Genomic DNA, 21,622 nt, shown 5'->3' on the forward strand with positions numbered 1-21,622 from the left:
ATGATAGGGCGTTGAATCCGGCCGCGTCTTGAGTGGGCTCACCCGGCTGGCAGCAGCTGCGGGCCGCGATCCTGAGTGTGCTCACCTGATTCGGCGGCAGAGAGGCGCGGCAGCACCCTAGGGTTGGTTAACTAAGCTTGAGCGCCTTGACTGCGCTCAACACCTTGGCCAGGGACTCCTTGGCGTCGCCAAACAGCAGCGTGGTCTGCGGTTCGTACATGAGCTCGTTCTCTATTCCCGCGAATCCTGGCCGCATGGAGCGCTTCAGGAAGACTACTTGGCGCGCGTCGGCCACTTCGAGGATGGGCATGCCGTAGATCGGCGAACCTGCGGTGGTTTTCGCGGCTGGATTGACGACGTCGTTCGCGCCAACCACGAGGGCGACGTCGGCCGTCCGGAATTCCGAGTTGATTTCGCCCATTTCCTTGAGGGACTCATAGGGCACATTGGCTTCGGCGAGCAGGACGTTCATGTGCCCGGGCATTCGGCCGGCCACCGGGTGGATCGCGAAGTCCACGTCGATGCCCCTCGCCTCCAATGCAAGGGCCAGCTCGGCCGCCGTGTGCTGCCCCTGCGCTACCGCGAGCCCATAACCGGGAACAATGATGACCCGTTGCGCGTAGCCAAGGAGCACGGCCACGTCTTCGGGGCTGGAGGAGCGGACGGGGCGATCGCTCACCGCCGTCGATCCCGCCGTCGAGCCTCCCTTGAACGCGCCGAAGAGGATGCCCGCAACGCTGCGGCCCATGGCCGCGGCCATGGCCCGTGTGAGGATCGTGCCCGAAGCGCCCACCAACGTGCCAGCCACCACCAAAAGCACGTTGCCAAGCACCAGGCCGGAGGCAGCCACGGCCAGGCCCGTGAAGGCATTCAGCAGCGAGATGACGATCGGCACGTCCGCGCCGCCTACCGGCAGCACCAGCAGCACGCCCGCCGCCAGCCCGAGCACCAGGAGCAGCAGCGCGATCGCTAGGGAACCGCTGAAAACGACGGCGACGGCGGCACCCACCGCCGCGATCAGCACCGCTCCCATGAGGGTCGGCAGGCCGGGGAACACCACCGGGCGGGTGGTCATGAGCTCCTGCAGTTTGGAGAACGTGATGGCTGAACCTGCGAACGAGACAGCCCCCACCAACAGCGTGAAGACAATGGCCACGCGCACCCAGTGGTCCTCCGAGTGCGCGAGTTCCAGGAGTGCCACGAGGGCCGCGGCACCACCGCCAACGCCATTGAACAGCGCCACGAGTTGCGGCATCTGGGTCATCTTGACCTGGCGCGCGACCGGCGCGGCCACGCCCGAACCGACCACCATTGCGCCCAGGATCCAGGGAACGTTATCCATTTTGACGGACATGAAGACCGTGGCGACGGCGAGCGCCGCACCGAATGCGCCCACCAGGTTGCCTCGCCGGGCGGTGCGGGGAGAGTTCAGTCCCTTCAGCGCGAGGATGAAGCACACAGCGGCCGCGAGGTAGAGGAGCGAGGTCCACACCGGATCGATGAGGGTCATCGCATGCCCTCCTTGGACCCCGAGGCTCTGGACTCGGACTTTATGGCGTCGGGCTTCCCGTCTGGGGGCGCTACGCGTTTACGGCCACGGAACATCTCCAGCATGCGGTCGGTCACCACGAAGCCGCCCACCAGGTTGGCGGTGGCGAGGACGACGGCGAGCAACGCTACCGCGAGCACCCACGGGTCCGAGGCCTGCCCGGCAACGATGATGGCGCCCACCAGGATGATCCCGTGAATGGCGTTGGCCCCGGACATCAAGGGCGTGTGCAGCGTGCTCGAGACCTTGGAGACCACTTCGAAGCCCACGAAGATCGCCAAGACTGTGATGGTGAGCAGGGCGATGCCGTCCATCAGGAGACTCCTTCGTTGGCGGAGCTTATGGATTCCGCCGTCTCGGCCGAGAGTGCCGCAAGCGCCTCAGCCGTCGGGCCGTGTCGCACCTCGCCGTCGTGCGTCAGGCACGCGCCCGCCACCACCTCATCGCCGAAGTCCGGGACAACGGCTCCATCACAAGTCATGAGGGCAAGCAGGTTGGCGACGTTCTTCGCGTAGAGGCGCGAGGCGTCAGCCGGCATCGCAGAGGCGACATCCTTCATCCCCACCAGGGTGACCGTACCCTGGCCGTCCGCCGTCGGGATCTGGAGATCCATGCCGGGAACGGAGCCTTCAACGTTGCCGCCGGATTCGGCGGCAAGGTCGATGACCACCGAGCCCGGGCGCATGTGCTGAACCATTTCGCGGCTCACCAGGAGCGGGGCCCGCCGTCCGGGGACCGCCGCCGTCGTGATGAGCACGTCCGCCTGGGCCACGTGCGGGGCGAGCAGCTCACGTTGCAGGGCGCCACGATCGGCGCTGAGCTCGCGGGCATAGCCGCCGGACGCCTCCGCCGTCTCCACGTCGAGCTTGATGAACGTGCCGCCCATCGAGGCGACCTCGTCCGCCGACGCCGGCCGGATGTCGTTGGCAGAGACGCGTGCGCCCAACCTCTTCGCGGTGCCGATGGCCTGCAGGCCCGCCACCCCGGCGCCCAGCACCAGCACGCGCGCCGGCGGAATGGTTCCAGCGGCTGTCATGTACAGCGGGAAGAAGCGCGGTAGGCGCATCGCGGCCTCAAGCACGCAGCGATACCCGGCCACGAGGGCCTGTGACGTGAGCGCGTCCATGGATTGTGCGCGGGAAATGCGCGGCACCAGCTCAAGCGCAAAGGAGGTCACGCCCGCTTCCGCGAGCGCGCGAACGGTGGGAAGTTCCGACGACGGCGAGGCCAGGCCCACGGTGACGGCGCCCCGGCGCAGCGCGGCCGCCGTCGTGGGTTCGAGGGGGCGAACGTGCGCGTAGACGTCCAGTCGGGCGAGATCCAAGGCGGGGACGATGAGCGCGCCTGCCTGCCGGTAGTCGTCATCGCTGTGGCCTGCGGCCGTTCCGGCCCCGTTTTCGACGACGACTTCCAGTCCCAGGCACGCCAACTGCTTGACGGTCTCGGGCGTCGCGGCCACGCGCCTTTCACCGTCCAGGCGTTCCCGCGCTATGCCAAGCTTCACCTGCGCTCCCTTCCCGAAACCCCATTGCCCCGAGCCGTTGTTGGCTTGAGTCTAGGACGCGGAAGGCCCGGGCGGGAGTAGGGACGACGCCCCGGGCTCGATGTATGAATATCCAGACTCTGTGCGGTGTTGGCATATCCATACATCGAACCCGGCCATTCCCATCTTCGGACTGCTCTACTAAGCTCGCTGTGGGCTGGGAGCCTCCAGTTACCGCACCGTCGATGAGCCGGTTCCGGCCGCGCCGTCGGGAAGGAACATTGCCATGGCCACGTACAAGATCGGATACTTCGTCGGCAGCCTTTCAAGCCGCTCCATCAACCGGGTCCTGTCCAAGGCGCTCATCAGCGTAGCGCCGGAAGAACTCGAATTCACTGAGATCCCCATCAAGGACCTGCCCCTCTACAGCTCCGACTACGACGCCGATTTCCCGCCCGCAGGCCGGGCGTTGAAAGACGCGATTGTGGCGTCGGACGGCATCCTTTTCGTCTCCCCCGAGTACAACCGCTCCATCCCCGGCGCTTTGAAGAACGCCATCGACTGGGGATCGCGGCCTTGGGGAACCAACTCCTTCGCGCGCAAGCCCGCGGGCATCATCGGCACATCTCCGGGCAGCATCGGCACGGCGGTGATGCAGTCCTCCATGCGTAGCGTCCTGAGCTTCCTCGACGCACCGCAACTGAACGCCCCGGAGGCCTACATCAAGTTCGATCCGGCGTCCTACAACGAGGACGGATCCGTCCGGGACGAAGGAACCGCGTCCCTCCTGCGCCACTACATGGAGGAGTACAGCGCGTTTGTCCAACGCGTGCTGGCCGCCAACGCTCCCGGGCACATTGGCGACGAGCACCCGGACGGCGCCAAGCTGACGCGGTAGCGGGGGGCGGAGTTCGCTGCGCGCGGGGCGCTACTCTCCGGTAAGCCCGTCGACCGACTCGCGAAGGAGGTCGGCGTGACCGTTGTGCCGCGCGTACTCCTCGATCATGTGGAGCACGATCCATCGCAAGCTCGGCGCCCGACCGTCGGACCAGGTGCGTGCGGCCAGCCGGCCCAGGCCGCCATCGGCCATTGCCTCCGCGGTTAGCGAGCGGGAGCGGGACACCGTGTCCTCCAAGAGCGCACGAAGCTGCTCGGGCGAGTCCTCGGCGGCCGAGTGCCATTCCCAGTCCGGGTCGGCTTTCCAGTCCGCGGTGTCCCACGGGGGCTGCCGGTCCCGGTCGTGCAGGCATTGGGAAAACCAGTGCTCCTCAACATAGGCCAGGTGTTTGAGCAGCCCGCCGAGGGTCATTGACGTCGGAGCCACGGTCGCTCCCAAGCCGGATGCGTCGAGCCCGGCACACTTCCACGCAAATGTGGCTCGCTGGTAATCCAGGAAGCCCAGCAGGGTCGCGGCCTCGTCGGCCGCGAGGGGAGGTTCCAGGCGTCCTTGCTCATCTACGTCGGTCATGGGCCGTGAGCCTACGCGCTGCAACGCGCCGTGGCAACGATCCCAAAGGCTAATGCTTCGCCGAGACGTCCTGCGAAATCGCCCGCGCGGTTTGCACGATCTGGTCCCGGACCGATTCGAGGTAGGCGTCAGGGTCTGGCTGGGCAGCGACGTTTTGGGCTTGGAGCGAGACGTTGACCGCTGCAGCCACATGGCCGGCATTGTGATTCCACACCGGCGCAGCGATGGACATGAGCCCGAGTTCCAGTTCCTGGTCCAGGAGGCACCAGCCCTGCTTGCGCACCCGGTCCAGCTCGGCCAGAAGTTCCTCTCGCGACGTGATGGTCCGTGGTGTCAGTTCCTTGAACTCCACCGAGGACAGGTACTCGTCCAGTTTCAGCGGCGTCAGCCCGGCCAGAAGGACGCGTCCCATGGAGGTTGCGTAGGCGGGGAAGCGGGTGCCCACCGAAATGCCGACCGTCATGATCCGGCGTGTGGTCACGCGGGCCACGTAGAAGATGTCCGCCCCATCCAGCACCGCGGCCGACGTCGACTCCCCCAATTTCAGCGAGAGTTCTTCAAGGTGCGGCTGCGCGAGCTGGGGCAAAGACAGGGCCGACAAATATGAGTAGCCAAGCTGCAGGACCATCGCCGTGAGCGCGAAGGTCTTGCCGTCTGTGCGGACATAGCCGAGTTCCACCAGGGTATGCAGGAATCGACGGGCCGTGGCACGCGTCAGGTTGGTACGCGCCGCCACCTCGCTGAGTGTCATGACGGGGTTGGCCGCGTCGAACGCACGGATCACGGACAATCCGCGTGCCAGCGATTGCACATACTGGTCACTCGCTTGTGGAGCACCTGCCTGCGGCACCCCGGCTACTGCTGCGTCGGTCATGGTTACCAATCTTATTGGCGCGAACTGGCAGCAGTTGCCCCTTGGATTGCTTCCAGAGGGCATTTGCTGCCAGTTCGCGCTCGACTTTAGGCGCGTTTAGACGCCGACGACGGCGCCAGCCGCCTTCTCGTCGAACGGCACCAACGGGACCGGGACCATCGCTTGGAGTTCTTCAAAGGTGCAGCCGAACGTCTCACGCACGGTCACGCCGTCGGGCCCTATCAGAAAGACCGCTTTGTCCGTGTACACGCGGGTCACGCAGCCCACGCCCGTAAGCGGGTAGCTGCAGTGCTCGACGAGCTTGGACGCGCCCTCGCGGGTCAGGAGCGTCATCATGACGAATACGTCCTTGGCGCCGGTGGCCAGGTCCATCGCCCCGCCGACGGCCGGGATGGCGTCCGGTGCTCCCGTGTGCCAATTGGCGAGGTCACCCGTGGCCGACACCTGGAAAGCGCCGAGGACGCAGATATCCAGATGCCCGCCGCGCATGATCGCGAAGGAATCGGCATGGTGGAAATACGAAGCACCGGGGAGCTCCGTGACGGGGATCTTGCCGGCATTGATGAGGTCGCCGTCGATCTCGTCCCCCTGGGCCTCAGGGCCCATCCCGAGCATCCCGTTCTCCGTGTGGAGAGTGATGTTCTGCTCTTCTGTGAGGTAGTTGGAGACGAGCGTAGGCTGGCCGATGCCGAGGTTCACGAACGAGCCCGGAGCGATGTCCCGCGCCACGAGCCGCGCGAGATCGTCACGGCCCAACGGCGTAGCCGAAGTTTGTAGAGAGGTTTGGATGCTCATGTCAGGCCACCTTCACGATGCTGTTGACGTAGATTCCGGGGGTCACCACGTTCTCCGGGTCCAGGGCGCCGGTCGGCACGATCTCGGACACCTGGACGATGGTGTGCTTGGCCGCGGCGGCCATGATGGGGCCGAAGTTTCGGGCGGTCTTGCGGTAGACAAGGTTGCCCTTGCCGTCGGCCTTGAGCGCCTTGATAAGCGCGACGTCGGCGTGGATGGGCGTCTCGAACACCTGCCACTTTCCGTCGAGGAAGCGCGTGTGCTTGCCTTCAGCGAGCATGGTGCCGTAGCCGGTAGGGGTGAAGAACCCGCCGATACCCGCCCCGGCAGCCCGGATGCGTTCGGCCAAGTTGCCTTGCGGCACGAGTTCCAGTTCGATTTCCCCGGCCTTGTACTTGGCGTCGAAGTGCCAGGAATCGGACTGGCGCGGGAAGGAGCAGATCATTTTGCGGACCCGTCCTTCCTTGATGAGCAGTGCAAGGCCCTGGTCGCCCTGGCCCGCGTTGTTGTTCACCACAGTGAGGTCGGTGGCACCGGAATCGAGCAGCGCGTCGATGAGTTCGAACGGTTGGCCCGCGTTTCCGAAGCCTCCGATCATCACGGTGGAGCCGTCCTTGATGCCGGCGACTGCTTCGCCGACAGTGTCAATGAATTTCAGCATTGCCTTAGCCCTTCACCCGTTGTGCCGAATTTCCGGCAGTGACGTTCTCAAGCACCACGGCCAGGCCCTGCCCGACGCCGATGCAAATCGCGGCGACACCCCAACGCTCGCCGGAAGCCTGAAGGCTGCGGGCCAAGGTGCCCAGGATCCGGGTGCCGGAGGCGCCCAGCGGGTGGCCCATCGCGATCGCGCCGCCATGCCGGTTCACAATGGACGGGTCGATCCCCCACGAATCGATGCAGGCCAGGGACTGCGCGGCGAAGGCTTCGTTAAGTTCGACGGCGCCCACCTGCTCCCAGCCGATGCCTGCCTTCGCGAGTGCCTTGTTGGCCGCTTCCACCGGCGCGTAGCCGAAGAACTGGGGGTCGTTTCCGTGCGCGCCTCGGCCGGCGATGCGGGCAAGCGGCTCCAGCCCGAGCAGCCCGGCGGCGCTTTCGCTGCCGATCCACGCCGCGGAGGCGCCGTCGGACAGCGGCGAAGCGTTCCCCGCGGTGACCGTTCCACCTTCCGGACCGCTGGCTTCGGGACGGAACACCGTCTTGAGACCTGCGAGCTTCTCCGCCGTCGAGCCTGCCCGGATGCTTTCGTCACGGACCAACTCCGTGCCCGGAACCTGGGTCACCAACTGGTCGTAGAAGCCTTCGTCCCAGGCGGCCGCGGCGAGGTTGTGCGAGGCCGCGGCGAACTCGTCCTGCCGCTCCCGGGTGATCCCGTACTTCTCGCGCAGCCGCTCGGTGGCCTCGCCAAGGGAAATTGTCCAGTCCTTGGGCATCGCCGGGTTCACCAGGCGCCAGCCCAGGGTGGTGGAGGCCAGGGTCATGTCCCCGGCCGGGTATGGTTTGGAGGTCTTGGGCAGCACCCACGGGGCCCGGGACATGGACTCAGCCCCGCCCACCAGGACCAGCTCGGCGTCGCCGGCGTTGATCTGGCGCGAGGCGATGATGGCGGCATCCAGGGAGGAACCGCACAGGCGGTTGACCGTGGTGCCCGGGATCGACGTCGGGAGCCCTGCCAGGAGGGTGGCCATGCGGGCGATGTTGCGGTTCTCTTCGCCGGCGCCGTTGGCGTTCCCGAACACCACCTCGTCGATGCGCTCAACCTCCAAAGCAGGGGCGCGCTTGACGGCCTCGCGCACCACGTGGGCCGCGAGGTCATCCGGCCGCACCCCGGCAAGGCCCGAGCCGAATTTTCCAAAAGGGGTGCGTACGGCGTCGTACACATACGCCTGGTTCATGGGGTCTCCTCTAAGTGTCTGTAGTCCCAACTAGTCCCCACCGCCACCCTTGCCTCGCAAGCGCGGCCAGGGAACCCTGGCGGCGTGGGCCCACGCATTAGATGTCCTTATGAGGGCTCAAAACGACATCTAATGCGAGTCAGTTGGGTGGGGTGGGGCTCGCGGGTTCGGTGGATTCGGGGGTCTCGTCGAGTTCCGCGAAAACGCCCTGTGCGGTCTTGAATGCAGTGTTGGCGGAGGGAACTCCGCAGTAGATGGCGGTCTGCAGCAGGATTTCCTTGATTTCGTCCCTACTCAGCCCGTTCGTGATGGCGGCACGGATGTGCATGGCCAGTTCTTCCCAGTGCCCGTGCGCCACCATCGCGGTGATGGTGACGGCGGAGCGCATCTGCCGCGTCAGGCCCGGGCGGGTCCAAATGCCGCCCCAGGCGATGCGGGTGATCATGTCCTGGAAGACCTCGGTGAATTCGTCCTTCTTGGCGTTGGCGCGGTCCACGTGCGCGTCGCCGAGCACTTCACGGCGGACCACCATGCCGGCGTCGTAGATTTCCTGCGAGGTGGCGTCGCGCTGAACGGCGCCCTGCGAAGAATCAGTGCTCATTTTCCGGCCTCCGTCATGAACGTCCGCATGAGGTCCGCGACGACGGCGGGCGCCTCCGCGGGCGCAAGGTGCCCGACGCCGTCGAGCGCTACAGCGACTGCAGTGGCGCCGCCTGTGTTGAATCTGGCGTTGATGCCGTCCGCAATTTCTTTAGCGAACGACGGCGGTGCAACAGTGTCCTCGACGCCGGCCAGTGCCTGCGTGGAAACGGTGATGCTGCCGAGTTCGGAGCGCACATCGAATCCCGCGAGGGCCTCGCAGCAGAAGGCGTAGCTGAAGCGGTCTGCATCCCGCAGGGCATGCAGAAGGCGACTGCTGACCACGGGCTCGCGATCCATGAAACCAGGAGCGAACCATCGCTGCGCCGAACCCTGGATCATCACCGCCGTGCCTTGCGCGCGGACGGTTTCAGCCCGTTCCAGCCACCCCTCGCGAGTGCCGAGCTTCGCTCCGGAGCATTGCACCGACAGGGACTTGAGGCGTTCTCCGTGCTTGATGGCCAATTGCAGTCCGGTGGCGCCGCCCAGGGAGTCCCCGGCGTAGTGGAACACGGCGCCGGGCGCGATCGAGTCCACCAAGTCAACCACCGCGTCGGCCAGTTCGGCGACGCTGAACGTTTCGGAGGCTGCGGGCGAGACGCCGTGACCGGGCAGGTCCCAGCCGATGACATCGAACTCACCGCCGAGCAGGGCTGCCGTCTCGCTCCACAACACCGTGGAGGTTCCGAGGGAGGGCCCCACTATCAGGAGCGGCTTCTCCCCCAAAGTGCGCTGCGGCGACAGCAACACCGCCTTGACGTTGGGCTTAGCCACGATCGGCTCCCTTCGGATTGGTGTGTGTGAAATCGGGGTACGCGGCGAGGATGCGGCGGCTGATCTCGGCTGCCTCGCCGACATAGTTCGCAGGGTCCAGAAGTGCCTGCAGTTCCTCGTCGGACAGCTTGCCGGCCGGGACGGCCTCGCGGAGGAGCTTGGTGTAGATCCGGGCTTGCTCCGCTGCAGGTGCCTGCAGGGTCTCGTCGACGACGGCCTGCAGCTTGGCCTTCGCATCGCCCCTGTCCGCGCCGAGGAGCGGGGCAACGGAGGATGCAACCGCTTCGCTGAGCAGCAACGGCCCGGAGATTTCCAGGTTGCGGCGCATCGCCTCGGGGAAGACACGGAGTCCTTCGGCGAGCTCGCGCAGCTGTGTGGCGGCGCCGAGTGCGAGCCGAAGCAGGCCCCGCAGGGCGGGCCATTCACTGTGCCAGGCGCCGTCCGGGCGTTCGTCGTTGAAGTTCGCGGCTGCGAGGTGCAGCTGCATTGCCAGCCCGGGAGCTTGGAGCGCTGCGCTGCGGATCAGCACGGACAGCACCGGGTTTTGCTTTTGCGGCATGGCAGAGGAAACGCCCCGACCCGCGGCAAGGGGTTCACCCAGTTCGGCAACCTCGGGGCGGCTGAGGAACAGCAGGTCCGACGCGATCTTCCCGAAAGAGTCAGTCAGGGAGGCCAAGGCGTCGCCGAGTGCAGTGACAGCCAGGCGGTTCGTGTGCCAAGGAGCCGCAGCGAGAGCCAGCCCCAGCTTCCCGGCCAAAGCATCGGCCAAGTCAAAGGGGCTCGACGACAAGCCGTCGGTGAGCACGGTACCGGCAGCCAGCGTGCCGCCGGCACCGCCGAACTGCACGGGCAACTCCAGGGATTCAAGGCGGCGGGCCGCTGCTGCCACTCCGTGGAACCACTGCGCCGCTTTGAGCCCGAAGGTGAACGGAAGCGCGTGCTGCGTCAGGCTCCTGCCTACGCATAGCGTGTCCGCATGCTGCTCCGCAAGGGCGGCGAGCGCCGTCGTCGTACCTTTTACTTCGGCGAGAAGCGCGGAAACCACGCGGTGCGCGAGCAGCATCAGGGCCGAATCCAAGACGTCTTGGCTGGTCAGGGAGGTGTGCACGGCTGCAAGCGCGCCGATGGCCCCGCCGGGATGCCCGGCGTCGAGCTGCCTGACCCTGCCCCGGAGATCGGCCAGCAGCGGAATGACCGGGTTGGCGCCACCTTGTGCGCGTTCGGCGATGGACGCGGCGTCGTAGGCCCAGGATTCCGCGGCCTCGGCGACGACGGCGGCGGAACCGGCGGGTGTGAGGCCCGCTTCTTCGAGCACGGATGCCCAGGAGGCCTCGACGTCGAGGATGGCCGCGATCACCGCACGGTCACCCGTCAGCGCCCCCACGGCGGGCGACGCCGAAACCGGGCTGAGCAGCCCGAAATCGCCGTCGCCGCTCACTGGGAGGCGCCTTCGAAGTCGAGAAAAACCGTCTCGTTCCCGCCTTGAAGGCGCAGGTCCCACGTGAGGCCGCCATCCGCGTCGCGGCGCGCGATCAGGGTGCTGCGACGCTCGGGATCGAGGGAGCTGAGCAGCGGATCGGCAGCGAGCGCTTCCTCGTTTTCGGGCAAGTAGATACGCGTGAACAGTCGGTTCATGAGGCCACGGGCAAAGACGGCGACGGAAATGAACGGCGCCGCTCCCGGTTCAGTGGGTCCGGGGTTGACCGTGGTGAAGGTGAAGACACCGGAGTTGCCTACCGCGGCACGGCCCCAGCCGGTGAACGTGTAGCCATCGCGGACCAGGGAGCCCGTGCGCTGGACCACCTTGCCTTCGGCGTCGGGCTGCCAGATCTCCAGGATGGCATCCGGGATGGCGTCTCCGGCACCGTCGTACACGGTGCCTTGCAGGCGGATGCTTCCGACGCTGCCCGGAGCAAGGAGCTCGTTGTCCTTATTAAAGGGGAGGGCATAGCCGTAGAACGGGCCGACGGTCTGGCCGGGTGTGGGTGTCAGCTTGCTCATGTTCTACTCCTCATCCCCGGCGTCGCCAAAGGCTTCGTTTTCGGTCCAGGTCCGCTTCGACCCGCTCAGGACAATGTCCCAGTTGTAGCCGAGGGCCCATTCGGGGCTCGTCAGCTCGTGGTCGTACTTGGCCACGAGGCGGTCGCGGGCGTCCTGGTCCACGATCGATTGGTAGATGGGGTCCAGCGGGAACAGCTGGTCACCCGGGAAGTACATCTGGGTAATGATTCGCTGCGTGAAGTCGGTGCCGAACAGCGAGAAGTGGATGTGTGCCGGCCGCCAGGCATTGAGATGGTTCTTCCAGGGGTAGGCGCCGGGCTTGATCGTCGTGAAGCGGTAGGAGCCGTCCGGTCCGGTGATGCAGCGTCCGACGCCGGTGAAGTTCGGGTCGAGCGGGGCCGGGTGCTGGTCGCGCTTGTGGATGTACCGGCCGGCGGCGTTTGCCTGCCAGATCTCCACGAGCTGGCCGGCAACCGGGCGGCCGTCGCCGTCGAGCACTTTGCCTTGCACGATGATCCGCTCGCCCTGGGGTTCGCCGTTGTGCTGGATGGTGAGGTCGGATTCCAAGGCGTGCACGTCCTGGTGCCCGAACGCCGGCGAGTACAACTCGATGGTCTCCGGGTCGGCGTGGTGCAGGCTCTTGGTGGGGTGGCGCAGGATGCTGCTGCGGTACGGCGCGAAGTCCAGGCGGGGCTGGGTCTCCGGCGCGGCACCGTCTTTGAGCGCTTGGGCGTACGCCTCGCCGATCGCCTTGATCTCGGCACTGAGATCCGTTTGGGTTTCGACGGCGGCGTCCGACGGCGCGTGGGCGGCATGCGGTTCGGCCGCAGGTACGAGCTCGTCGTCGTCTTGGTAGTGCCCGGCATTTGCGTCTAGCAGCACGGCCGGCTCCTTTCGGGTGGTTGCTTTCCTGGTCTCTGCTTGCGTTTCTGTTCAGCGGTGCACGTGGTGGGCGTGAAGCGAGTCGTACTGGACGGCGTGCCGCACCGGGGCGTTGGGGGCGCCGTAGCCGTCGTAGTTGCCACGGCGTTCGACCATTTCGAAGAACACGCTGCCCACCGTGGCGGTGTAGAAATGGAGGAATTCACCGTTGGCGTCCCTGTCGTAGAGAAGGTTCAGTTCCTTGAGGGTGGCCAGGAACGAAGGATCCAGGGCGAAGCGCGCATCCAGGTCCTCGTAGTAATTCGCCGGAATCCGGAGGAAGTCGAGCCCCCGTGCCTGCGCCGCCCGGGCCGTGGCCACGAGGTCGTCCACCGCGAAGGCGATGTGTTCCTGGTAGCTCTTGCGGGCGCCGTTGCCTTGCTGGCCTGGTCCCTGCTGGATGACGGGAGCAAGGTTCAAGACCAGGCGCACGGCACGGTCGGAAGTCACCATGACCTGCGAGCGCACCAGGCCACTCGGGCTCGCCACCTCGGCTAACGGCTGAGGTTCCAGCGCAAGGGCACTCGTGTAGAAAAGGACGGCCTCGTCGAAGTGCTGCCAGGGCTGGGCGAGGTTCACGTGGTCGATCACCGCTTGCGCTCCCGCTGAAGGGTGCTCGAGGCCTTCGCCGAATTCATAGGTCCATGCCGCCGTCCCGTCCGGGCTGCCTTGGCACAGGAAGATCTCGGTGGAGTCCGGGGCTGCGATGCCTTGGAACACTTCCTCGTCCGCCTGGACCTTGCGCGGCACCACGGGGGCTTTGAGTTGCTGGGCGCGGGCCGAGGCAATGACGGGAGAGTCGACGTCGAACCCCAACGCCGCGATGGCGGGTTCACTGTGCGACGGCGCCTGTTCGTTGATGATGACGCGTGCCTGCCCCATGGACCACAACTGCACGTCCTTGGTCCGGTGACGGCCGTCGAATTCGAAGCCGAGCTGGCCCAGAAGCGTCTCGAGCTGTGCGGGCTCATCCGTCTTGACCTCGGCGAAGTTGAAACCGGCCGGTTCCGCCACCTTGGGCAGCGTGGCCAGTTCCATGGGATAACGACGCCGGCCGGCAGCGTTGGCGAGCGAGTCACCGCTTCCGGCTCCCGCCGCTCCTCCCTGTGCACAGGAGGCCGCGTTTTCGTCGAGCCATTTGGCGCTCTGTTCCTCAAGCCAGATCAGCGAGCGCATCGCGTCGACGGCGGTGCGCTCCACATCGGATTGGCGGAAGACGTCGTTGAAGACCTCCAGCGAGACCGGGCCGGAGTAGCCCGCGCGGGCCACGTGGCCCATGAACTTGGCAAGCTCGAACTGTCCTTCGCCCGGGAACACGCGGTAGTGGCGGCTCCAGGACAGGACATCCATAGAGAGCTTCGGGGCGTCGGCCACTTGGACGAAGAAGATCTTCTCGGGCTTGATGGCCTCGATGGGCGCGGTGTCCCAGTCGCGGGAAAGGATGTGGAAGGAGTCGAGGCACGTGCCCAGGTTGGGGTGGTCCACCGTGTCCACCAAGCGGTGAGCGTGCTCGTAGTCGTTGACGTATTTGCCCCAGGCCAGGGCTTCGTACGCCACTTTGACGCCGTGGTCCCCGGCCAATTCCGCCAGGCGGGAGAGCTGTTCGGCCCGGAGGCCGTCGTCGTCGATGGTGGCGGTTCCCACGTTGGTGCACACCAGGATGGTGTCCATGCCGAGGCGGGACATGAGCTTGAACTTGGCGTCCGCCCGGCGCAGGTTTTCCTGCAGGAGGTCTTCGGAGACGCTGTCGAAGTCGCGGAACGGCTGGTAAAGATCCAGCCCGAGTCCGAGGTCCGCGGCCATCTTCCGCACGTCCTCAGGGCTGAGCGGCGAGGTGACGAGGTCCTGTTCGAAGATCTCGATCCCATCGAAGCCCGCGATGGCACAGGCCTGCATCTTTTCCTTGAGCGTGCCGGAGAGGCAGACCGTGGCGATTCCCGTGCGCATCAGTGCCCTGCCCGGGCGAGTGCCTTGTCGGCCTTCGACTCTTCAGCCTTGCCGTCTTCGGCGCCCACAAGCTCCAGGAAATGCTCCCGCATCCGTTCCGGATCGGCGTCACGGCCGGTGAAGATGCGGAAAGCGTCGGCAGCCTGGCCTACGGCCATGCGTCCGCCGTCGAGCACGCGGCAACCCTTGGCGCGGGCCTCGAGGACGAGCTGGGTTTCGATCGGCCGGTAGACGATGTCAGCCACCCAATGCCGGGGTTCCACGAGGGACATGTCCAGCGGGAGGCCTGGATGAGCGCCCATGCCCACCGGTGTGCAGTGCACCAAACCGTCGGCAAGCGGCATGAGTCGCGGCAGCTCCGCCGTCGTGCGCGCAGTGACGGTGCTGCCCGGGAACAGGGCGGCCAGTTCCGCCGCCCGTTCCGCGCAGCGCGCGGGGTCCACATCCACCAGATCCAGTGTCTTGACCCCCGCGGAAAGCAGGGCATATGCGACTGCGGAGCCCGCACCACCGGCGCCGAGTTGGACAACCCGGTTCAGTCCGGCGTCGGGAAGGCCGCTGGCCAAAGCGGATCCGAAACCGGAGAAGTCTGTGTTGTGGCCAATGAAGCGGCCGTCCTTGATCAGCACGGTGTTCACCGCGCCAAGCCGCCGGGCGTCCTCGGAAACCTCGTCCAGGAACGGCAGCACCAGTTGCTTGCACGGATGCGTGATGTTGAGGCCGTTGTAGCCAAGCCAGGAAGCTGCGGTCAGCAGATCGCCGACGGCGGAGCCGGGCAGGGAGAGCTCCAGCAGGTCGATGGGCCGGTACAGGTAGCGGAGCCCCTGGACGTCGGCCTCCTTCTCATGCATGGGCGGCGTCAGCGAAGGCGTGACGCCCTCACCGATCAGGCCCACCAGGAAGGATTCGGCTCGGTTGCTCATGCTCATTGCTCCTTTGACAACTGCACCCGCGGATTGGCCGTCTCTGGATCCTTTGAGTCATCCAGAGTCTGCTGCTCCGCCGGGCGGTATGAATCAGACTACACAAAATGTTCACATATTGCACTTATGTTCTTATAGCGAACAAAAGTGACAGCCGCTAACGCCCTTTAGCGCTGCGGCAGGCGGTCGGCGAGCTCGGACGCCGCGCTCTTCAAGAGCGGAACGACTGCCACGAGCTGTTCCACACTCATCCGGAAGACTGGGACGGCGGTGGCGAGGGATGCGAAGGCAACGCCCTGGGAATTGAGGACGGGGACGGCGACGGCGCGCATACCCACCTCGTTTTCTTCGTCCATGACCGCGTAGCCTTGGCGACGGACCTTCTCGATTTCCAGGCGGAAAGCGTCGCGGTCGGTAATGGAGAACTCCGTCAGCGGCTCCAGCTCAAGCTCTTCCACCAACTGCTGCCGCTCGTCACCGTCCGCGAAGGCAACAAGCGCCTTGCCCACTGCCGTGGTGTGCAGCATTCCAAGATGCCCCGGATCGCTTGTGACCCGGAACATTTGGGGACCGTCCACCTTGTTGACCGTGAGGTGATGGTGGCCATCCCGCACGGAAAGGATGGTGGCCTCGCCGGTCCCTTCCGTCACGCGCTGCAGGATGGGCCGCGCGGTCCCGGCAAAGCCGTGGTGGTTTGATACCCGTTGACCGAGCTGGAAGACACGAAGTCCCAGATGGTAGCGGCGGCCGTCGGCCTCGTAGTCGACGAATCCGTCGCGGGTCAAGGATCCGAGCAGCCGGTAAGTAGTGCTGAAGGGCAGCTCCGCTTGGCGGGCGAGCTCGGAAGCACTGGCCCCCTTCGGCTCATTGCCCAGCAATACAAGGAGGCCCAGGGCCTTGCCGATCATGTCGGTCTTTGTGTCTTCCTTCACATCCATGACTAAAGATTGCCACATCGTGAGAGCTATTGCTAGATGGTGAATAAACATCTTGACAAGTGACTGCGCTCACAGCCATCATTGCTATATCGCACAAGTAGCTCTCACAATGTGGCTACTGTGTGAGGCCGCTGCCGGACCCACATCGACGTTCCAGGTACGCAAATTTCAGCCAGATGCGACATCGCCGTCACACAAAAGGAACACCATGAGTCACACGATCCCGTCTACGACGCCGGGCACTGCCACGGCGGGAACGCCGAAGAAGGCCGCCCTCGCCAGCTTCCTCGGCAGCGCCGTCGAGTACTACGACTTCTTTATCTTCGGTTCGGCCGCGGCCTTGATCTTCCCGCACGTCTTCTTCCCCAGCGCCGATGCCAACGCAGCCATCATGTCCTTCGCGACATTCGGCTTCGCATATGTGGCAAGGCCTGTTGGAGCCATCATCCTGGGGCACTTCGGCGACCGAATCGGCCGCCAGCGCGTGCTGATGTTCACCCTGGTGCTCATGGGGGGTGCGACGTTCATCATCGGTTGCCTCCCCGACTTCAAGGCCATCGGATGGTGGGCTCCGGCGCTGCTGGTCTTCGCACGCCTCTGCCAGGGCCTCTCGGCCGCCGGCGAACAAGCCGGCGCCTCGTCCATGACGCTGGAACACGCTCCGGACAACCGCCGTTCGTTCTTTACCTCCTGGACCCTCACCGGAACCCAGGGAGGCCAGATCCTCGCAGCGTTGGTCTTCATCCCCGTGGTCGCCCTCCCCGACGAGATCAAGTACGGCATCGGCTGGCGCATCCCGTTCTGGCTCAGCGCCGTGGTGGTCCTGGTGGCGTTCTTCATCCGTCGCACCCTGCACGAGCCGCCCGCATTCGCCGAGGCCAAGAAGAACAACCAGATCGCCAAGCTTCCCGTGGCCGACCTCCTCCGGCTGCACTGGGCCGATGTTCTGCGCGTTATTTGCTGCGCCTTCATCTCGGCCGTGAGCACCGTCTTCGGCACCTTGGCCATTGCCTATGCCAAGGACGTGGCCCACGTCAACAGCACCATCACTTTGTGGCTCGTCGTCGCGGCAAACGTCGTCGCGCTCGGCACACAGCCTGTCTTCGGCAGGATGGCCGACCGGATCGGCCGCAAGCCCGTCTTCATCTACGGCGCCGTAGCCAGCGCCATCATGACGCCGGTGTTCCTCTTGACGCTCGAATCCGGAAACGTGCCGCTCATGTTCCTGGTCTCCGTGGTGTACTTCGCTCTCGGATACGCCGCAGCAAACGCAGTGTGGCCCTCCTTCTACGGCGAAATGTTCAGCACTAAGGTCCGTTTCTCCGGCTTGGCCATCGGCACGCAGATCGGCTTCCTCATGGCAGGCTTCGCCCCGACGATCGTCACCGCAATGGGCGGCACCAAGGCTGGCGGCTGGGTCCAGATCAGCATCTTCACCGGCGTCATCTGCGTCGTCGCAGCCGTATCCGCGATGACGGCCCGCGAATCCTTCAAGACACCGACGGCGGAGCTCGGCCTGAAGTAGCCTCTGCCTCCAAAAGACATCCGTTGTTCCCCACCCACCGGCTTGGGCCCACGCCGGCGGGGTTCCCTGGCCGAGCTTGCGCAGCTAGGGGGCCGGTGGGGAGCGACGGATTTTTTTGCTAACGGAAGTCTTACCCACGGCTAACCCGTACGAAACCACCCTGCAACATTGGCCCGCCACACTGGAATAGCCGGCAAAAGCTGGCAGCTCCAGCCAGGGAGGCCACCATGTTGAAGGAAGTATCAACCCACCCCACAAGAATCCGCGCGCTTGACCAGTTGCACCGCGGCGACCAGATCGAAGCCCGCCTCTCCGTCGGACCCTCCTACGATGACGTTGTCATCCGCAGGGGCAGCGTCCAGGAAACGGCCCCGGGCATCGGCGTCGTCTGGATCATGGATCAGCTGACGGGCCTGCGCAAGGCCATCAATACCGACGAATGCACAGTCTGGCGAGTGGCCTGACCTGGCCCCGAACCGCTCAGCCGCCAGCCACGGACTGGATGATCAAGACCTCCTGGCCGGCCGTAACCTCAGTATCCAGACCCTTCAGACGCCGGACCTCCTCGCCGTTCACGTAAATATTCACGTAGCGCCGGAGCGAACCGGTTTCATCCCGGAGCCTCCGGGCCAGCACCGGGTAATTACCGGTCACAGCGTCAAGCAAGCTTTCCACGGTCACAGCTCCGTCGGCGGGCGTAGTCAGATAGGACTGCCCGCCGGCGAGGGGCTGGAGAACGCTAGGCAAAACCACGGTGATATCGGGCAAGATCCGTCCTAAGCCGGAAGACCGGATGCTGCGGAGACAGCGGCCAATTCGTCGGCCACATCTGCGGAGACAACCCCGGAGATGACGGCAGCGCGGACGCACAAAACATCAGGTAGGTGCGAGGCAACTTCGATGAAAGACTCGCCTTCATCGGCGCTGGCGTAGACCGAACCGCCGCGTGTCCCGAAGTACACCCCGGCAGGTTCAGCCGAATCCACCGCGGCCGCGTCACGGAGCACGGCATTGTATTCATGGTCCGGGAGGCCCACATCCAGGCGCTTCCACGACTCACCTGCGTCATCCGTGCGGTGCACCGCGAGATGGCCGTCCGGCGGAATCCGCTCACTATCGGCCTTGATCGGGATCACCCAGGCGGTCCCTTCGCGGCGGGGGTGGGCGAGCATCACGAAGCCGAAATCCGCCGGGAGGCCCTCGGCGATGGAGATCCAGTTCTCACCGTTGTCATCCGTGCGGTACACACCGTGGTGGTTCTGCGCATACAAGCGGCCTTCGACGGCCGCATCCGCGGCGATCTTGTGCACGCACTGGCCGAACTCCGGGTTGGGATCAGGCATGAAGTAGGCCGAAATCCCCTTGTTCCGGGCCTCCCAGGAGGCACCGCCGTCGAGCGATCGGTAGACGCCGCCGGTACTCATGGCGACGTGGACCTTCTCCCCGGAGGGGTTGACCACAATCGAGTGGGCGGCAGCCCCGCCGTAGCCGGCTCCCCACTCGCTGCGGTGCGGGTGGTCCCACAGGCCGCGGTTCAACTCGAAGTGCTCGCCGCCATCGGTCGACTTCCAGACGGAGATCGGTTCGCAGCCGGCCCAGACGACCCCGGGGCGGGAGGCGGAATCGGGGTAGATCTGCCAGATCCGTTCCAGCGCAGCCTCGGTTCCCTCGGGGAATTTGATGGCGCCTTGTTCGGGCTCGGTCCATGTGGCGCCAAGGTCATCGGAGTGGGCCACGGTGGGACCCCAGTGTTCGGAACGCACGCCCACCATGATCCGGGGCGTGTCTCCTCGTGTATCGATCCCGATGCTGGGGATCTCGCTCATGAGGAAGTGCGGACCGGAAAAGGACCATTCCTTGCGGTCTGTGCTGCGTGCCAGCCACAGTCCTTTTTTGGTCCCGATCGCCAAGACATAACTCTCTGCGGTTGCCATGCACCCCATGCAACCATCCTAGGGCGGGAGCCGCAACGATTTTATGAACCGGTCTAGGAAACCGTCTCAGTCCACGAACTCGGACTGCGTCTCAATGAAGTCCCAGTCAGCGTCGCTCAGCCCGCCTGCCAGCTCTTCAAGGCGCGGGCCGCCAACATCGGCAATGCGTTGCAGAACTTCCAGCGGAAGCTCCGTGGCACGAAGGTTCTCGCGCAGCCATTCCTTGCTCTTGAGGTCTATGTCCAGCCACCACATGAAGATCTCCACGTGGACCACCCCTTCCTGTGCAAGTTAACGCTAGGCCTGCGCCGGGTGCACTACAAGGGGCCGGGGACCTGATCAAACGCCGGATTTCGCCCTGAAATCCGGGTCGGAAAAAGTAAAGTGAAAGTAGTTATTCAGATTGGTAGCGGAGTGCTGTTGGGGCACGTAAGCTAATTGTCAGCAGGAACCCAAAGAACCTGCTCCAAAGTCCGCTCCGGAGTGCGTATCCCCCAATAACGCACTCCGGAGCTCTTTGTTTAAGCTTTGCGCGGCGCGGAACCAGCCTAGACGAACTGGTACAGCAGGGCCGCCATGCCGAAGCCCACTACCGAGAGCACGGTTTCCAGCACCGTCCACGTCTTCAGGGTGTCCTTGACTGACATGTTGAAGTACTTGGAGATGATCCAGAATCCGCCGTCGTTCACGTGGCTGGCGATGATAGAGCCGGAAGAGATGGCCATCACAATCAGGGCCAATTGCGGCTGCGAATAGTGTCCGGCCGTGAGCGCCGGAGCCAGGATGCCGCCGGTGGTCACGATCGCGACCGTGGCGGAACCCTGGGCGAGGCGCATGCCGCAGGCGATCACGTAAGCGGACACGATGACCGGGAGCCCTGCCTTGGCCAAGCTGTCAGCCACCGCGTTGCCTACCCCGGTTGCCGAGAGCACTGCGCCGAAGAATGCGCCGGCTCCAACAACAAGCAGGATCATGCCGACCGGTTTCAGCGAGGCCGAGCTCAGTTCGGAGAGGTCCTTGGCGCTCATGCCCCGACGCGTGCCGAGGAGCCACATCGAGAGTGCGACGGCAACGGTGAGCGCAATGGCCGGGTTGCCGAAGAACACGAGCGCATCGCGGAATCCACCAGCGGGCAGGAAGACATTGCCGAAGGTGGCGCCAAGGATCAGCAGCATCGGCAGGCCGATGGCAAGGGCAACGACGCTCATGGGTGGTTCGTGGCCCACGGCTTCCTCTGCCTCCGGGATCACGCGATCTTCCGGGACGGCCACTTGCACGCGCTTGCCGATCCACTGACCCCAGAGAATGCCGGAAGCGAACCAGGCAGGGATGCCACAAGCGAGGCCCATGATGATGATCCAGCCAAGTTCAACGTGGAACAATCCTGCTGCGGCTACGGGACCCGGGTGCGGCGGCAGGAAGGCGTGGGTCACTGAGAGTCCGGCGAGGAGCGGCAAGGCGTACAGAATCAGGGATTTCCCGCCGCGTACCGCCGCCACGTAGACGAGGGGTGCGAGCACGAAAATACCAATGTCGAAGAAGACCGGAATACCCAGGACAAGACCGGTGACGCCCATGGCCAGCGGCGTTCCCTTTTCGCCGAAGACCTTCACGAGCCTGCCCAGCAGGACCTCTGCGCCACCTGAACGTTCCAGGATGGCGCCCAGGACAGTGCCCAGGCCGATGATCAGGGTGATGTGTCCGAGGATCCCAGCGAAGCCCTTCTCGATGAGGGCGTCGCCGCTCTTGATGGGCGAGCCGACAAGGGCATCGATGCTCACGCCGCCCGCTAGCGCGACGAGCACGCTGGTACCCACCAAGGCAATGAACGGTTCTACCTTGACTTTGATGATCAGAAACAACAGGAGGGCAATGCCGGCGCCTGCCAGGATAAGCAGGCCGGCCGTATCGTGCCGCAGCCAGTTCAGGAATTCATTCATGGGGGTTACTTTCTGG

23 protein-coding genes are annotated in these 21,622 nt (G+C 65.2%); 3 read left to right on the top strand and 20 right to left on the bottom strand.

Translation table 11 applies throughout. The annotated features are described in order from the left end of the window. Positions 1-127: 127 nt before the first annotated feature. Genes AC4CS3_RS05165 through AC4CS3_RS05175 form a run of 3 tightly spaced genes read right to left on the bottom strand, consistent with a single transcriptional unit; the run spans position 128 to position 3,053 of the window. Positions 128-1,510: an NAD(P)(+) transhydrogenase (Re/Si-specific) subunit beta gene (locus tag AC4CS3_RS05165; RefSeq protein WP_490782495.1), complete on the bottom strand. Its 1,383-nt coding sequence runs from the start codon at positions 1,508-1,510 to the stop codon at positions 128-130. Next, entirely contained in the window at positions 1,507-1,863 is a 357-nt protein-coding gene (locus tag AC4CS3_RS05170) for an NAD(P) transhydrogenase subunit alpha part 2 (RefSeq protein WP_490782496.1), read from the bottom strand. Before AC4CS3_RS05170 ends, AC4CS3_RS05165 begins: the two co-directional genes overlap by 4 nt. Then, the gene (locus AC4CS3_RS05175) at positions 1,863-3,053 is read right to left on the bottom strand and encodes a Re/Si-specific NAD(P)(+) transhydrogenase subunit alpha (RefSeq protein WP_490782497.1); all 1,191 of its coding nucleotides are present in this window, start codon (positions 3,051-3,053) and stop codon (positions 1,863-1,865) included. The genes AC4CS3_RS05170 and AC4CS3_RS05175 overlap by 1 nt, the downstream gene beginning before the upstream one ends. Before the next feature lie 265 nt (positions 3,054-3,318). On the opposite strand from AC4CS3_RS05175, the gene AC4CS3_RS05180 reads away from it, so the two are divergent. Beyond that, a complete protein-coding gene (locus tag AC4CS3_RS05180) occupies positions 3,319-3,930 on the top strand; it encodes an NADPH-dependent FMN reductase (protein ID WP_490782498.1) in 612 nt (203 codons plus the stop codon). A gap of 30 nt (positions 3,931-3,960) precedes the next feature. On the opposite strand, the gene AC4CS3_RS05185 is transcribed toward AC4CS3_RS05180, so the two are convergent. The 13 genes from AC4CS3_RS05185 to AC4CS3_RS05245 all read right to left on the bottom strand — a co-directional run bounded on the left by AC4CS3_RS05185 (position 3,961) and on the right by AC4CS3_RS05245 (position 16,207). Next, complete coding sequence (locus AC4CS3_RS05185; protein WP_490782499.1) at positions 3,961-4,500, bottom strand: DinB family protein; 540 nt, start codon at positions 4,498-4,500, stop codon at positions 3,961-3,963. 49 nt (positions 4,501-4,549) lie between these two features. After that, positions 4,550-5,374 carry an IclR family transcriptional regulator domain-containing protein gene (locus AC4CS3_RS05190; RefSeq protein WP_490782500.1) on the bottom strand — a complete coding sequence of 275 codons (825 nt, stop codon included), beginning with the start codon at positions 5,372-5,374 and terminating at the stop codon, positions 4,550-4,552. Between the two features lie 96 nt (positions 5,375-5,470). Continuing rightward, on the bottom strand, positions 5,471-6,169 hold the full coding sequence (locus tag AC4CS3_RS05195) for a 3-oxoacid CoA-transferase subunit B (protein ID WP_490782501.1): 699 nt from the start codon (positions 6,167-6,169) through the stop codon (positions 5,471-5,473). A 1-nt stretch (position 6,170) separates the two neighbouring features. Beyond that, positions 6,171-6,830: a 3-oxoacid CoA-transferase subunit A gene (locus AC4CS3_RS05200; protein WP_234752852.1), complete on the bottom strand. Its 660-nt coding sequence runs from the start codon at positions 6,828-6,830 to the stop codon at positions 6,171-6,173. A 4-nt stretch (positions 6,831-6,834) separates the two neighbouring features. Continuing rightward, positions 6,835-8,064: a thiolase family protein gene (locus AC4CS3_RS05205; RefSeq protein ID WP_490782502.1), complete on the bottom strand. Its 1,230-nt coding sequence runs from the start codon at positions 8,062-8,064 to the stop codon at positions 6,835-6,837. Positions 8,065-8,203: 139 nt separating this feature from the next. Continuing rightward, positions 8,204-8,665, bottom strand: coding sequence for a 4-carboxymuconolactone decarboxylase (pcaC, locus tag AC4CS3_RS05210; RefSeq protein ID WP_490782503.1), 462 nt, complete (start codon positions 8,663-8,665; stop codon positions 8,204-8,206). Continuing rightward, on the bottom strand, positions 8,662-9,477 hold the full coding sequence (locus AC4CS3_RS05215) for an alpha/beta fold hydrolase (protein WP_490782504.1): 816 nt from the start codon (positions 9,475-9,477) through the stop codon (positions 8,662-8,664). Before AC4CS3_RS05215 ends, pcaC begins: the two co-directional genes overlap by 4 nt. Continuing rightward, the gene (locus AC4CS3_RS05220; protein WP_490782505.1) at positions 9,470-10,915 is read right to left on the bottom strand and encodes a lyase family protein; all 1,446 of its coding nucleotides are present in this window, start codon (positions 10,913-10,915) and stop codon (positions 9,470-9,472) included. The genes AC4CS3_RS05215 and AC4CS3_RS05220 overlap by 8 nt, the downstream gene beginning before the upstream one ends. Beyond that, positions 10,912-11,478, bottom strand: coding sequence for a protocatechuate 3,4-dioxygenase subunit alpha (pcaG, locus tag AC4CS3_RS05225; RefSeq protein ID WP_490782506.1), 567 nt, complete (start codon positions 11,476-11,478; stop codon positions 10,912-10,914). The genes AC4CS3_RS05220 and pcaG overlap by 4 nt, the downstream gene beginning before the upstream one ends. Positions 11,479-11,481: 3 nt before the next feature. Then, complete coding sequence (gene pcaH / locus AC4CS3_RS05230; RefSeq protein WP_490782752.1) at positions 11,482-12,357, bottom strand: protocatechuate 3,4-dioxygenase subunit beta; 876 nt, start codon at positions 12,355-12,357, stop codon at positions 11,482-11,484. Positions 12,358-12,411: 54 nt separating this feature from the next. Next, the gene (locus AC4CS3_RS05235; RefSeq protein WP_490782507.1) at positions 12,412-14,346 is read right to left on the bottom strand and encodes a bifunctional sugar phosphate isomerase/epimerase/4-hydroxyphenylpyruvate dioxygenase family protein; all 1,935 of its coding nucleotides are present in this window, start codon (positions 14,344-14,346) and stop codon (positions 12,412-12,414) included. Continuing rightward, the gene (locus tag AC4CS3_RS05240) at positions 14,346-15,269 is read right to left on the bottom strand and encodes a shikimate dehydrogenase (RefSeq protein WP_490782508.1); all 924 of its coding nucleotides are present in this window, start codon (positions 15,267-15,269) and stop codon (positions 14,346-14,348) included. The genes AC4CS3_RS05235 and AC4CS3_RS05240 overlap by 1 nt, the downstream gene beginning before the upstream one ends. A 167-nt stretch (positions 15,270-15,436) precedes the next feature. Then, a complete protein-coding gene (locus AC4CS3_RS05245; protein ID WP_441412328.1) occupies positions 15,437-16,207 on the bottom strand; it encodes an IclR family transcriptional regulator in 771 nt (256 codons plus the stop codon). A 208-nt stretch (positions 16,208-16,415) separates the two neighbouring features. Between AC4CS3_RS05245 and AC4CS3_RS05250 the strand changes: the two genes are divergently transcribed. Beyond that, positions 16,416-17,732, top strand: a complete 1,317-nt coding sequence (locus AC4CS3_RS05250; protein WP_490782509.1) for an MFS transporter — start codon at positions 16,416-16,418, stop codon at positions 17,730-17,732. A gap of 227 nt (positions 17,733-17,959) precedes the next feature. Next, positions 17,960-18,196 (top strand): hypothetical protein, encoded by a 237-nt coding sequence (locus tag AC4CS3_RS05255; RefSeq protein WP_059388807.1) that lies wholly within the window; start codon positions 17,960-17,962, stop codon positions 18,194-18,196. A 16-nt stretch (positions 18,197-18,212) separates the two neighbouring features. On the opposite strand, the gene AC4CS3_RS05260 is transcribed toward AC4CS3_RS05255, so the two are convergent. The 4 genes from AC4CS3_RS05260 to AC4CS3_RS05275 all read right to left on the bottom strand — a co-directional run bounded on the left by AC4CS3_RS05260 (position 18,213) and on the right by AC4CS3_RS05275 (position 21,606). Further along, positions 18,213-18,500, bottom strand: coding sequence for a MoaD/ThiS family protein (locus AC4CS3_RS05260; protein ID WP_236813790.1), 288 nt, complete (start codon positions 18,498-18,500; stop codon positions 18,213-18,215). Between the two features lie 8 nt (positions 18,501-18,508). After that, on the bottom strand, positions 18,509-19,675 hold the full coding sequence (locus tag AC4CS3_RS05265; RefSeq protein WP_490782510.1) for a WD40/YVTN/BNR-like repeat-containing protein: 1,167 nt from the start codon (positions 19,673-19,675) through the stop codon (positions 18,509-18,511). Positions 19,676-19,732: 57 nt separating this feature from the next. After that, positions 19,733-19,933: a hypothetical protein gene (locus AC4CS3_RS05270; protein ID WP_059388808.1), complete on the bottom strand. Its 201-nt coding sequence runs from the start codon at positions 19,931-19,933 to the stop codon at positions 19,733-19,735. Positions 19,934-20,214: 281 nt separating this feature from the next. Further along, positions 20,215-21,606: a GntP family permease gene (locus AC4CS3_RS05275; protein WP_490782511.1), complete on the bottom strand. Its 1,392-nt coding sequence runs from the start codon at positions 21,604-21,606 to the stop codon at positions 20,215-20,217. Positions 21,607-21,622 lie beyond the last annotated feature (16 nt).

Source organism: Arthrobacter sp. SE2 (assembly GCF_058244265.1).